12 protein-coding genes and 1 pseudogene are annotated in these 12,058 nt (G+C 69.8%); 7 read left to right on the top strand and 6 right to left on the bottom strand.

The genetic code is table 11. The features are described 5' to 3' along the window. Nucleotides 1–294 precede the first annotated feature (294 nt). Nucleotides 295–807, bottom strand: coding sequence for a GNAT family N-acetyltransferase (locus VFF46_RS30555; RefSeq protein ID WP_325040693.1), 513 nt, complete (start codon nucleotides 805–807; stop codon nucleotides 295–297). Nucleotides 808–1,179: 372 nt separating this feature from the next. On the opposite strand from VFF46_RS30555, the gene VFF46_RS30550 reads away from it, so the two are divergent. Further along, complete coding sequence (locus tag VFF46_RS30550) at nucleotides 1,180–1,356, top strand: hypothetical protein (RefSeq protein WP_325040692.1); 177 nt, start codon at nucleotides 1,180–1,182, stop codon at nucleotides 1,354–1,356. Here the strand turns inward: VFF46_RS30550 and VFF46_RS30545 are convergent. The 3 genes and pseudogenes from VFF46_RS30545 to VFF46_RS30535 form a co-directional block, all read right to left on the bottom strand. After that, nucleotides 1,353–2,816: an ArnT family glycosyltransferase gene (locus VFF46_RS30545; protein WP_325040691.1), complete on the bottom strand. Its 1,464-nt coding sequence runs from the start codon at nucleotides 2,814–2,816 to the stop codon at nucleotides 1,353–1,355. The two genes, VFF46_RS30550 and VFF46_RS30545, sit on opposite strands and share 4 nt — an antisense overlap. Further along, entirely contained in the window at nucleotides 2,813–3,478 is a 666-nt protein-coding gene (locus VFF46_RS30540) for an SDR family NAD(P)-dependent oxidoreductase (protein WP_325040690.1), read from the bottom strand. The genes VFF46_RS30545 and VFF46_RS30540 overlap by 4 nt, the downstream gene beginning before the upstream one ends. A gap of 13 nt (nucleotides 3,479–3,491) precedes the next feature. Beyond that, nucleotides 3,492–3,563, bottom strand: a pseudogene (locus VFF46_RS30535) (hypothetical protein); the annotation flags it as partial. An 81-nt stretch (nucleotides 3,564–3,644) separates the two neighbouring features. Here VFF46_RS30535 and VFF46_RS30530 point away from each other — a divergent pair. Both VFF46_RS30530 and VFF46_RS30525 read left to right on the top strand, forming a co-directional pair. Then, entirely contained in the window at nucleotides 3,645–4,718 is a 1,074-nt protein-coding gene (locus VFF46_RS30530; RefSeq protein ID WP_325040689.1) for a GntR family transcriptional regulator, read from the top strand. Nucleotides 4,719–4,906: 188 nt separating this feature from the next. Then, nucleotides 4,907–6,487: a MinD/ParA family ATP-binding protein gene (locus tag VFF46_RS30525; RefSeq protein WP_325040688.1), complete on the top strand. Its 1,581-nt coding sequence runs from the start codon at nucleotides 4,907–4,909 to the stop codon at nucleotides 6,485–6,487. 40 nt (nucleotides 6,488–6,527) lie between these two features. On the opposite strand, the gene VFF46_RS30520 is transcribed toward VFF46_RS30525, so the two are convergent. Beyond that, the gene (locus VFF46_RS30520) at nucleotides 6,528–6,713 is read right to left on the bottom strand and encodes a hypothetical protein (protein ID WP_325040687.1); all 186 of its coding nucleotides are present in this window, start codon (nucleotides 6,711–6,713) and stop codon (nucleotides 6,528–6,530) included. Between the two features lie 131 nt (nucleotides 6,714–6,844). Here VFF46_RS30520 and thrS point away from each other — a divergent pair, with 131 nt between their 5' ends. After that, nucleotides 6,845–8,866 (top strand): threonine--tRNA ligase, encoded by a 2,022-nt coding sequence (thrS, locus tag VFF46_RS30515; RefSeq protein ID WP_325040686.1) that lies wholly within the window; start codon nucleotides 6,845–6,847, stop codon nucleotides 8,864–8,866. Next, a complete protein-coding gene (locus tag VFF46_RS30510; RefSeq protein WP_325040685.1) occupies nucleotides 8,863–9,432 on the top strand; it encodes an HIT domain-containing protein in 570 nt (189 codons plus the stop codon). Before thrS ends, VFF46_RS30510 begins: the two co-directional genes overlap by 4 nt. Nucleotides 9,433–9,448: 16 nt before the next feature. On the opposite strand, the gene VFF46_RS30505 is transcribed toward VFF46_RS30510, so the two are convergent. After that, on the bottom strand, nucleotides 9,449–10,408 hold the full coding sequence (locus tag VFF46_RS30505; RefSeq protein ID WP_325040684.1) for a hypothetical protein: 960 nt from the start codon (nucleotides 10,406–10,408) through the stop codon (nucleotides 9,449–9,451). 109 nt (nucleotides 10,409–10,517) lie between these two features. On the opposite strand from VFF46_RS30505, the gene pgsA reads away from it, so the two are divergent. Next, nucleotides 10,518–11,153 (top strand): phosphatidylinositol phosphate synthase, encoded by a 636-nt coding sequence (gene pgsA, locus VFF46_RS30500; protein WP_325040683.1) that lies wholly within the window; start codon nucleotides 10,518–10,520, stop codon nucleotides 11,151–11,153. Continuing rightward, nucleotides 11,153–12,022, top strand: coding sequence for a phosphatidylinositol mannoside acyltransferase (locus VFF46_RS30495; RefSeq protein ID WP_325040682.1), 870 nt, complete (start codon nucleotides 11,153–11,155; stop codon nucleotides 12,020–12,022). Before pgsA ends, VFF46_RS30495 begins: the two co-directional genes overlap by 1 nt. Nucleotides 12,023–12,058 lie beyond the last annotated feature (36 nt).

The following is a 12,058-nucleotide window of genomic DNA, read 5'->3' as shown; positions in this document are numbered from 1 at the left end:
GGGCGACGTGTGTCGCGCACTGACGTGCGCTGACCGCGTCGCCTTCGTCGTTTTGTGCGGCTGCGCTGCGCTTGCCGCGAGCGGGGGCTCCGCCACCCGCACCCCCTAACGCCTTCGCTCCGCTCGGCGGCTGGGGTTGGGTCGCGCTGTCAGCTCACCTGCTTGGGTCGCGTCGCGTGGTGAGCTCGGCGGCTTCGGCCGGCTTGCGCGGTCAACTCGTCTGCTTGGGTCTGTTCGCCTGCGTGGGTTGGGTTGGGTAGTTAGTCGCCTGCCTGGGTTGGGTCGCGATCGATCTCATGCTGCGGGTGGGTTTGGGGTGGCTGAGGGGGTGTAGATGAAGCGGCGGCTGGTGGGGGTTGGGGGGAGTTCTTGCATGCCGGCGGTGAGCATTACGTGGGCTGAGGCCTTGTTGGGTGGGTGGCATTCGCCCCAGAGGGTGGGGACCGCGAGGGTTCTGTGGCAGTAGGCGAGGGCTGCGGTGAGGGCCTCGGTGGCGTAGCCGTGGGAGCGGTGGGACGGGTGGATGGCGTAGCCGAAGCTCCAGGCGGCTATGGCGGAGTCGCTTTCGCCGAGGCCTAGCCAGCCGACGGGGGTGGTGTGGCGGGTGAGGATCAGTTGGAGGTGGGTGCCGTCCTGGGAGGTGCCGCCGGCGTGGAGGTCCAGCCATTGGCGGACGGCGGGGATGTCGCGGGGGCCGTAGTCGTCCATGAAACGGGCTACTCGGGGGTCGGTCCAGAGCTCGCAGAGCATCTGGAAGTCGGACTCGATCGGCCGGCGGAGGGTGAGCCTCGGGGTGGTGAGCTCCATCGAACGGACGGTAGCGGCCGGTCCGGCGTGCGGCGACCGGATTTGTGTTCGACTAATCACGAACAAGTGTATGGTTTAGATCGAACATAAGGGAGCGGATTGTGCGGGCGTTGGAGCAGCGGGAGTTGGTCGGGCCTGAGGGGCTGCGGGTGGTGGACGTGCCGCGGGCGCGAACTTGCGGACGTGATGCAGTCCCGCGGCACGTACGACGGTGGTCCAAAAGTGCCGTACCTCGCAGGGTTCGAGGCCGTGGGTGAGGTGGTCGCGCTGGGGGAGGCGTGACGAGTGTGGCCGTCGGCGAGCACGTGGTCGGGACCGGGGCGGGGGCGTTCGCGGAGTACGTCGTGATGGCGGCGGACCGGGAAGGTTGTGGTGATCGGGGCCGCGGGTGGTGAGGCGGCGATCAGCAACTGGGAACTGAAATTCAGGCATCCCGGGCACGTGATCGGTCAGCACCTGACGACCACGATCCAGCAGGCGCCGGAGCTCTTCGCGGACACGGTCGACGAGCTCGGCCGGCTGATCGCGGCCGGGGTGTACTTGCCCTAGTAGTACTGCCGGATCTTCGGCCACACCTCGGACCATGGCGAGGCGGGTCCCGCGCACAGCACCAGCGCCGTACCGTCCTCGTCGTTCGCGACGATGCTGTGCACGACGCCGACCTGGTGGCAGTCGCGGAAGTACTTCTCGAAGATCGGCGTCCGTTCGAGCTCGACGAGGAGCACCGGGCCGGTGCTGGTTTCCGGCGGCCGGGACCATTCCCAGAAGCTCATGTGCGGGGAGTACGGCGTCGGCAGCCCGCGCGAGGGACCGTACCGGACGAGCGCCCCCGCCTCCCCGTAGTTGCCGGTCACGATCGTCGCGGTGGAACGCTGATCGGCAGGCACGTGCTTCCACGCGGCCGCCACCGCATCGGTGAACGCGGGCCAGCCGATCTGCTCGCCCTGCTCCTTGTTCACCGGGATGACCAGGTCGGCCGCCGACGCCGGCAGGACCGGCAACGTGAAGACCGCCGACGACACAGCCGCCAGCACCAGCGCGACCACCCCCGCCCATCGACGCCGTTCGACCCAGCGCAGCGTCGGCTCGCACCCGGCCGCTACCAGGACGAGCAGCAACGGCAGCGCGTAGTACGACTTCCCGCCGACGGCGAGTACGACGACGCACAGCACCGGGTAGGCCAGGCCGACAGCACGGGCCCAGGGCAACGAACGCCAGATCCGCAGGAACCCGGCCACCCAGACCGGGACCAGGAACGGCGACAGTTGCAGGAGTTGCAGCGGGACGAACATGATCCGGTTCTCGGAGCCGTCGTCCGTACTGATCCCGCCCGCGACCTTGAGCTGCGGCCAGTCGTGCTGGAACTGCCACACCACGTTCGGCAAGGCGATCAGCCCCGCGACCGCCAAACCGGCGAGCACCCACCAGGAGCGCAGCACGCTCCGCGGTCCGACGATCAGCAGCGACACCAGCAGCGCGCCGATCGGCAGCACCACGAGGTACTTGTTCTCCAACGCGATCCCGGCCGTCAGCCCGAGCGCGAGCCACCAGCGACCGTCCCGCGTCCGCAGCAGCCTCACCGCGAACAGCGCAATCAGCATCCAGGCCAGGAGGTCGTACGTCGCCGTCGACACCATGTGCCCGACACCGAGCACGAACCCGGACACCGCCGCGCAGACGGCCGCCAGCACCTGACCGCGACGCGCGCTGCCGAACTCCCGGGCGAGCAGCGCGACCACGATGATCGTCGCGACACTGCTCAGCGTCGACAGCACCCGCAGCCCCATCACGGTGTCGCCGAACACCGCGGTCGACACCCGCGTGATGAACGGCGTCAGCGGCGGCTGGTCGACGTACCCCCAGCTGAGGTGCCGGCCGGCGACCAGGAAGTACAGCTCGTCGCGGTGGTAGCCGTAGCGGCCGGACAGCGCGGTCAGCACCACGCCGACGAGGACCGCGACGGCCGCGACCGGCCGCGCCGCGAAGGCGGGCACCGATGGGCGGGTCATGGCGGAATGCTGTCAGCCGAACGGCCTCGCGACCAGCCCAGGAAGCAAGGTTCCGATCCGCGATCGAGGAGCAGGACGCGGCCCGCGAGCGTCTCGTCGGTCACGAATCGGACAACGGCGTCGGTGACCGCCTCGAGCGGCACCAACTCCGGGCCACGCTCGGCCGGTGGCAGGGCTTCGCGTTCGCGCAGTCCGCGAGGCGTCGCGACCCAGTCCGGGACGACGCAGTTCACCCGGACGCCGTGGCTGGCCTGCAGTGGGGCCAGCGTCGCGGTCAGCCGGATCAGCGCCGCCTTGGCCGCGCTGTACTCCGGGGACACGTGGGGCTCGAAGCCGAGCCCTGCCGTGGATCCGATGTTGACCACCGCGCCGCCCCCGGCCGCCTGCATGCCGGGCAGCGCGAGCTGGGTGGTGAGCATCGGCGCTCGGAGGTTCACGTCGAGCGAGGCGGTCCAGCGGGCGGCGTCCGCGTCCGGGAAACACGGTGTCAGGACCGCGCCACCGCCCGCGTTGTTGACCAGGATCTGTGGCCGGCACGCCATCAGCCCGGCGACCGCGGCGTCGTCGCGCAGGTCGACCTGGACGAAGCGCGCCGACGGCCCGATCAGCTCGCAGGTCTCCGCTCCGCCGCGCGTCGAGGTCCGCGACCACCACCTCGGCACCGGCCGCGGCGAGGCGGACGGCGATCGCGCGCCCGATGCCGACGGCTGCTCCGGTGACCACGGCGACCCTCCTCGCGATGTCCATGTCCGTCAGGCTGTCATGCGGCACCGACAGTTCCGGCGGGATGATTGGATATGTCAAGAAGACAGGTGAGGTGGCGACTTCGTGACACTGCTGTACGAGCGGATCTGCGCTCATGTGCTGGAGCAGCTGCGCCGTGGGGCGCTCCGACCGGGTGACCGGGTGCCGTCGGAGATGGAGCTGGCGACGCAGTTCGACGTCAGCCGGATCACTTCCAAGCGCGCCCTGGAGGTACTGCGGGAAGCCGGTCTGGTGGAGCGCATCCGCGGCAAGGGGACCTTCGTCGTACGGCGGTTGCCCGATCTCACCGGCCTGACCGTCCCGCTCCGGCCGGCGCAGCGGCGTGAGGCGCGGTCGGTGGCGCTGATCGTCCCGGACATGTCCGAGGCGTTCGGCCTGGACCTGCTGAACGCGATCGAGGAGCGGTGCGCGGAGTACGGCGCTCACTTGGTGGTACGGCGTACTCACGGCCGGCAGACCGACGAAGAGAAGGCCGTTGACTCGCTGGTGGCCGCTGTTGACGGTCTGATCGTGTTCCCGGTGCACGGGGACTTCTACAACGCCAGCCTGCTCCGGCAGGTGCTGGACGGGTTCCCAGTGGTGCTGGTGGATCGGCACCTGTCAGGGATCCCGGTGTCCGCAGTACTGACCGACAACGTGGCCGCGGCTCGTGCACTGACCACGCGGCTGCTGGACCAAGGGCATGAGCACATCGCGTTCGTCTCGCCACCACCCGTCAACACGTCGTCCATCGAGGACCGGCTGGAGGGCTTCCGTACGGCGTTCGGCGAACGCGGCCAGCCGTACGAGCTGACGGACCTGCGGAGCACCCTGCCCGGTTCGACGACAACGGACAGCGTGCGGGCTGATCTGGACACCATCCGTGCGTTCCGCGACAGCAGGCCCGAAGTGACGGCGTACTTCGCCTGTGAGTACAACCTGGCCCGCATGGTCGACCGTGTGCTCGGCGGAGACCGCGTAGTGGCCTGCTTCGACTCACCAGGCGACTCCATCGGCGGACCGCCGTACCTGCACGTCAAACAGAACCAGACCGAGATGGGCCGGCGTGCTGTAGACCTCCTGCTCGCGCAGCTTCGCGGTGAGCAGGTCCCGAACCTGTCCTACGTACCGTTCACGCTCGTCGACGCAGAGACCTGACTCATCCGCGCATGGCCCTGGCGAGCCTGGATACTGGTTGCGGAACCGACACCGAACGCTCCGGGTGGTGACGTGGTGAGGACACTCGGTCGTGGGATAGTGGGAGCCTCCCGGAGACCTCACCTCCGGAGCACCCAGCAAGCGCCAGGGGCCACCCGCCCCCTCTGACAGAATCGGGGATCCAGGTCGTGACCGACTCGCACAACTCCGGACAGCACAAGGACCGGGAAGCGGCGGCGGCCGAGGTCCGGAGAATGTGGCAGCCGACCCCCTCCTGGACCCAGCCGGACCCGTCGGCGGACGGAGAGGCCGCCGAGGAGACCACCGGGACCACGGACGACCAGCCGGACGCGCTGTCCGAGGACTTCCGCGGCGGTGACGCGTGGTCCGGACCGGCGGCCAAGCCTGTCGACCAGCCGGCACCGTGGGCCCAGCCGCAGCCGAGCCAGTCGACGCCGTCCTGGACGCAGCCCGTCCCGGACTCAGCGGCGTCCTCCTGGAGCCAGCCGGAGCCGCAGGACGACCAGGCGGACGTGGAGCCCGAGACGGCGGACGAGTCCGCGAAGCAGCAGCCGGAGGCACCGGTGTTCGGCGGCGGCTCGTTCCAGAGCGGCCCCCAGGAGCAGCCTCAGCAGGCAGGCCAGTTCCCGCCGGCCCCGCAAGCACCGCAGAACCAGCCGAACCCGCAGGCCGGACAGGCGGGTCAGGGCGGTCAGGGCGGACAGCCAGGTCAGGGTGGCCAGCCGGGTCAGGGTGGACAGCCGCTGTCGCCGGCCGCGCAGCACTTCTTCCCGCAGGGCATCCCGGGCCAGCAGGCCCAGCAGCCGCAGCAGAACCTGTCGTTCCGTACGGACGACCTGATCCAGGCGCTGCCGCTGCCGCGGGAGGCTCCCGCCGAGCGTGGTGTCCGGAGCATGCTGAAGCTGCGCCCCGGTACGTCGGAGCGCTCGGAGCGGCTCGCCCGCGCGACCGCCGCGACCGCCTTCCGGCGGCCGGTGACGATCGTGATCGCGAACCCGAAGGGTGGTTCAGGCAAGACCCCCACCACGCTGCTGCTGGCCGGTGCGCTCGGCCAGGCCCGCGGTGGCGGTGTCGTGGCCTGGGACAACAACGAGCTGCGCGGCAACATGCACCTGCGCACCCACGACACGAACTCGCGGTCAACGGTCACGGACATGCTGCAGGCGATGCCGATGCTGACCCAGCCGGACGCCCGGCTCGGCGACGTCGCGGCGTACCTGCGGCACCAGGTGTCCGGGCAGTACGACGTACTGACGTCGGCGACCACGACGTACGCGCAGATCGAGGCGAAGGACTTCGACCTGGTGCACCGGCTGCTGAGCCGGTTCTACAAGGTGCTCGTGATCGACACCGGGAACAACGAGGGCTCCAGCAACTGGCGCGAGGCGATGAAGGCGGCCGACGCCCTGGTCATCCCGATCAAGTGGAAGAGCCTGTCCTGCGCGGCCGCCGTGCAGATGCTGGAGGAGCTCGACAACCAGGGCCCCGAGGCGCAGCGGCTGATCCGCCGCGCGGTGATCGCGGTCTCGAACGGCCCCGGCGACGTGAACAGGGACGTCGAGAAGCAGCTCCGGCCGTACTTCGAGTCCCGCGCGGCCGCGGTCATCGACATCCCGACCGACATGCACATCGCCGCCGAAGGCCCGCTCGACCACTCCGCCCTGCAGCCGGCCACCCGCCGCGCCGCACTGGAGCTGGCCGCCAAGGTCTCCGAGCAGATCACGATCGCCCTGAACACCCCACGCTGACGACCGGGTGAGCCCGGGCGGCTGAGACAGCCGCCCGGGCTCAGCAGTCGGCACTTCCGAACGGAACCAGCCCGCTGATCTCGAAGACAGTGTTGCTGTCGTACTTGGTCTGGCAGACCTGGGCGCCGCCGACGTACGCACGCGCTCCGGTGGACTCGCCGGCGGCGAACCACTGGGTGATCTTCGGCGACGGGTCGCTGACTGATGACGGACCGACGCCGTGCAACCCGCGGAAGATGTGCCCCTGGGTCCGGGGTCGCGGAGCGTTCTGGGCACGACCGCAAAGCCTAGCGACCGGCTGGTCCGGCCTCCTGCTTTCGTTGTCGATACCATCTGCTCGTGAACGAAGGAGAGAACGTGTCGGAAGTCAAGGTCCAGCTGGTCGGCGTCGAGGGCGAGGCTGAGCGGAGTGTGACCGAGACGACGACGATCGGGGAGCTGTTCGCCGCGATCTTCGGGCAGGACCGCTCCGCCATCGCCGCCCGCGTCAACGGTGAGCTGCGCGACCTCTCCCGGGTGGTCGCCGACGGTGACCGGATCGAGCCGGTGAAGGCGGCGTCCGCGGACGGCCGCGCGATCATCCGGCACTCGACCGCGCACGTCCTCGCGCAGGCCGTGCAGGACGTGTTCCCGGAGGCGAAGCTCGGCATCGGCCCGCCGGTGGAGAACGGGTTCTACTACGACTTCGACGTCCCGACGCCGTTCACGCCGGAGGACCTGACCAAGCTCGAGAAGAAGATGCAGCAGATCATCAAGGAGCGGCAGCGGTTCAGCCGCCGGGTGGTCAGCGACGACGACGCGCGCGCGGAGCTGTCCGACGAGCCCTACAAGCTCGAGCTGATCGGCATCAAGGGCTCCGCCGCGTACGCTGCCGAGGGCGCAAGCGTGGAGGTCGGCCAAGGCGAGCTGACGATCTACGACAACGTACGACGTGACGACAGCGTCGCCTGGAAGGACCTGTGCCGCGGCCCGCACGTCCCGGCCACCGGATACCTCGGCAACTTCAAGCTGATGCGTACGGCGGCGGCGTACTGGCGGGGGAGCGAGAAGAACCCGCAGCTCCAGCGCATCTACGGCACCGCCTGGGAGTCGAGGGACGAGCTGAAGGCGTACCTGACCCGCCTGGAGGAGGCCGCCAAGCGCGACCACCGCAAGCTCGGCACCGAGCTGGACCTGTTCAGCTTCCCGGACGAGATCGGCTCCGGCCTCGCGGTCTTCCACCCCAAGGGCGGCGTGCTGCGCAAGGTGATGGAGGACTACTCCCGGCAGCGGCACGTCGAGGACGACTACGAGTTCGTCTACTCGCCGCACATCACCAAGGGCCAGCTGTTCGAGACCTCGGGCCACCTGGACTGGTACGCCGACGGCATGTACCCGCCGATGCACCTGGACGAGGAGCGCGGCGCGGACGGGCAGATCCGCAAGCAGGGCCAGGACTACTACCTGAAGCCGATGAACTGCCCGATGCACAACCTGATCTTCGCGGCCCGCGGCCGGTCGTACCGGGAGCTGCCGCTGCGGCTGTTCGAGTTCGGCACCGTGTACCGGCTGGAGAAGTCCGGTGTCGTGCACGGCATGACCCGCGCCCGCGGCTTCACCCAGGACGACGCGCACATCTACTGCACGCGCGAGCAGATGCGCGACGAGCTGCGGAACCTGCTGACCTTCGTGCTCGGCCTGCTCGCCGACTACGGCCTGGACGACTTCTACCTGGAGCTGTCCACGAAGAACCCGGACAAGTTCGTCGGCTCCGACGAGGTCTGGGAGGAGGCCACCGAGACGCTCCGGGAAGTTGCCGAGGGCTCCGGTCTCGAGCTGGTCCCGGACCCGGGCGGCGCCGCCTTCTACGGCCCGAAGATCTCGGTCCAGGCCAAGGACGCGATCGGCCGGACCTGGCAGATGTCGACGATCCAGCTGGACTTCAACCTGCCGGAGCGGTTCGGCCTGGAGTACACCGCGCCGGACGGAACGCGGCAGCGGCCGGTGATGATCCACCGGGCGCTGTTCGGCTCGATCGAGCGGTTCGTCGCGGTCCTCACCGAGCACTACGCGGGCGCCTTCCCTCCGTGGCTCGCGCCGGTCCAGGTGATCGGCATCCCGATCACCGACGGGCACGTCGACTACCTGCTCGAGGTCGCCAAGCAGCTGAAGGCGCAGGGCATCCGGGTCGAGATCGACGCGTCCGACGACCGGATGCAGAAGAAGATCCGGAACGCGCAGAAGGCCAAGACGCCGTACATGCTGATCGCCGGCGACGACGACATGGCTGCCGGATCGGTCTCCTTCCGGTACCGCGACGGCACGCAGAAGAACGGCGTACCGGTCGCGGACGCGGTCGCGGAGATCGTCGAGTCGGTCGCGAAGCGCGTCCAGGTATGACCGAACACCCCGACTCGCCGTACGCGCCGGACGAGTTGCAGCGGCAGGACGGCGTCGGGGTGCCGGATGCGTTCATGCGGCTGTGGACGCCGCACCGGATGGCGTACATCGAAGGGGAGAACAAGCCGACCAGCTCGGCGGCCGGGTCCGGCTGCCCGTTCTGCCGGCTCCCCGGGCTGCCGGACGCCGACGCGCTGATCGTGCATCGCGGCGAGTCGGCGTACGCCGTCCTGAACCTGTACCCGTACAACCCCGGCCACCTGATGGTGGTGCCCTACCGGCACGTCGGCGACTACACCGAGCTGACCGACCAGGAGGTCGCCGACGTCGCGACCCTCACCCGGCAGGCGATGCAGGCCGTGCGCACCGTCTCCGGAGCGCACGGCTTCAACATCGGCATGAACCAGGGCGACATCGCCGGCGCGGGGATCGCCGCGCACCTGCACCAGCACGTCGTACCGCGATGGTCCGGCGACATGAACTTCATGCCGGTCATCGCCGGCACGAAGGTGCTTCCGCAACTGCTCGCCGACACCCGCGCCCTGCTCGCCAAATTTTGGCCCTGAGTCAGCGCCCCGAAGATCAGCGCAGGAACAGCGGCAGCATTGGGTCGACCAACGTCGTCAAGGTGTCGAGCGTGACCGCCTGCGGTGGATCGGTGAGGGCGGCGACCCGGACCACCCGGCGCCCCTGGCAGAAGACGAGTTCGGCGGACTCGGGCAGGTAGTAGCCGGGGTCGCCGAGCGGGGCGAACTGCGGCGGCGGGACCTGCTCGGCCTCCGGGATCGTCTTCTGGTCGAAGGCTTCCACGATCGACACCGTGGCGCCGGGCGTGCCCCAGATGCAGGTGAGCGCGCCCTTCACGCGATAGTCGCGACGCAGCTGGACCCGGACGCGGACGAACCGCTCGGCCGCGGAGTTCGACAGCTGGCAGGTCTCGTCGACCTGTCGTACAGGGCGGAGGACGTGCGGTACGGCGTCCCGCGCGGCCTCGGCGATCGCGACGGCCGTGGCGCGGTTGACACCGTCCGGCGTACCGATGTCGATGCCTCCCGCCGGGGTGACCCGGACCGCGTGGCCGGCGGCGTGGAACACCAGGCGGGACTCGCCGATCAGGGCCTCCGGGCCGAGTTCGGGCAGCGAGTCCACTCCACCGGCACCGTTCATCAGCCGGACCAGCGAATCCGGCCGGCTCGGCAGCGCGCTGACCCCGATCGTCACCGGCCGCCCGTCGACGAGGAGCATGCACAGGTCCATGGACGGGAGGCCGCCGTCGTTCCAGGCCATCGGCCGAGCGGTGACGGGATGTTCGAGGCGGGTGGCCAGCGGGCGCGCGATCGCCGTACACACCTGCGGCCCGGGGGCTCCCGTCGTACCGTCGAGGCCCTCGGCCTGTGGGGGAGCGACCGCGGTCGGGAGCACCGTCGTCGGCTGGACGGGCGGCGGCGTCGTGCCGTTCGCGCGCTCGGCGATGCCGCAGCCGCTGGTCACGAGCGGGAGAGCGAGCAGGAGAACGAGCGCGCCGGCCAGTCGTCGTCGCATGCGTCACCTCCTCCCACCACCCAGCATCGCCCCTGGACGGCTTCGCCGCAGGCCGAAAGCCGTGCCTGGTCATCGGATGGTGACCCTGGTGAACTACGATCGCGCTGCCATGCTTAACAGATTCCGGCAGTTCTGGACCAAGGTGATCACGCCGATCGCCACCCTTCTGCTCAAGCTCGGGGTGAGCGCGGACATGGTCACGCTCGTCGGCACCATCGGGGTGTCGGCCGGTGCGCTGATCTTCTTCCCGCGCGGGCAGCTCTGGATCGGTGTCGTGGTGATCACGCTGTTCGTGTTCTCCGACCTGATCGACGGCCACATGGCCCGGACCTCGGGGACGTCCTCGAAGTGGGGCTCGTTCCTGGACTCGACGCTGGACCGGATCGCCGACGGCGCGATCTACGGCGGCCTGGTGATGTACTACGCCAACTCCAAGGCCGGCGACTCCACGCTGATGGCCGCGGTGACGCTGTGGGCCCTGGTGATGGGCGCCGTCACGTCGTACGCGCGGGCGAAGGCGGAGAGCCTCGGGCTGAAGGCCAGCGGCGGGCTGGCCGAGCGCGCCGACCGGCTGGTGTTCACGCTGATCCTGGCGTTCTTCTCGGACGTGTTCAACCTGCCGATCCTGCTCGAGCTGGTGATCTGGTACGTCGCCGCCGCGAGCACGATCACGGTGATCCAGCGCTCGCTCTCGGTGCGTAAGCAGGTCATGTCCGACCCGGCGAAGAACGACCTCGAGTCCTGATGGAGTCCGCCCGGCAGCGGGCTGTGGACCTGGCGTTCGCGCTCGCCTGGACCCTGGTACGGCGGCTGCCCGAGCGGACCGTGACCTGGCTGTTCACGAAGGCGGCCGACCGTACCTACGCCGGCAACGGCCGAGGGGTACGGCGCCTGCGCGGCAACCTGGCCGTCGTACGCCCGGAGGCCACGGACGCCGAGCTGGACGCGCTCACCCGGGCCGGGATGCGTTCGTACCTGCGCTACTGGCAGGAGGCGTTCCGGCTGCCGGAGTGGTCCGACGAGGAGATCGTCGGCCGGGTACGGACGGTCAACGAGAAGCTGCTGCGGGACGCGTACGCCGCCGGGCAGGGCGTGATCTGTGCGCTTCCGCACCTGGCGAACTACGACCACGCGGGCGCCTGGGCCGGCCTCACCGGGATGCCGGTGTCGACGGTCGCGGAGCGGCTGCAGCCGGAGTCGCTGTTCGACCGCTTCATCGCGTACCGCAAGAAGCTCGGCATGGAGGTGCTGCCGCTGACCGGCGGCGGCGAGGACGTGACCGCCGTACTCGCGGACCGGCTGCGCGCGGGCGGGTTCGTCTGTCTGGTCGCCGACCGGGACCTGTCCGAGCGCGGCGTACCGGTGACCTTCTTCGACCGCCCCTCGCGGATGCCCGTCGGCCCGGCCGCGCTGAGCCTGAAGACGGGCGCGCCGCTGATCCCGGCGACCCTGCACTACGACGGGCCGGACCTGGTGATCACGTTCCACGACACGATCGAGCCGGACGGCGGCGCGGCCGCGATGACCCAGCGGTGCGCGGACGCGTTCGCGGCCGGGATCGGCGAGCACCCCGAGGACTGGCACATGCTGCAGCGGATCTTCCTCGAGGGGTAAGAATCTAGGTGTGAGGATCGGTGTGGTGTGCCCGTA

Source organism: Kribbella sp. (assembly GCF_035655035.1).
Taxonomy (GTDB): domain Bacteria; phylum Actinomycetota; class Actinomycetes; order Propionibacteriales; family Kribbellaceae; genus Kribbella.
The sequence above is the reverse complement of the archived record's forward strand: the minus strand, read 5'-3'. Positions and strand labels throughout refer to the sequence as shown.

Coding starts and splice junctions, on each gene's coding strand:
- VFF46_RS30555 (WP_325040693.1), bottom strand. CDS start 807: ATGGAGCTCACCACCCCGAGGCTCACCCTCCGCCGGCCGATCGAGTCC.
- VFF46_RS30545 (WP_325040691.1), bottom strand. CDS start 2,816: ATGACCCGCCCATCGGTGCCCGCCTTCGCGGCGCGGCCGGTCGCGGCC.
- VFF46_RS30510 (WP_325040685.1), top strand. CDS start 8,863: ATGACCGAACACCCCGACTCGCCGTACGCGCCGGACGAGTTGCAGCGG.
- VFF46_RS30505 (WP_325040684.1), bottom strand. CDS start 10,408: ATGCGACGACGACTGGCCGGCGCGCTCGTTCTCCTGCTCGCTCTCCCG.
- pgsA (WP_325040683.1), top strand. CDS start 10,518: ATGCTTAACAGATTCCGGCAGTTCTGGACCAAGGTGATCACGCCGATC.
- VFF46_RS30495 (WP_325040682.1), top strand. CDS start 11,153: ATGGAGTCCGCCCGGCAGCGGGCTGTGGACCTGGCGTTCGCGCTCGCC.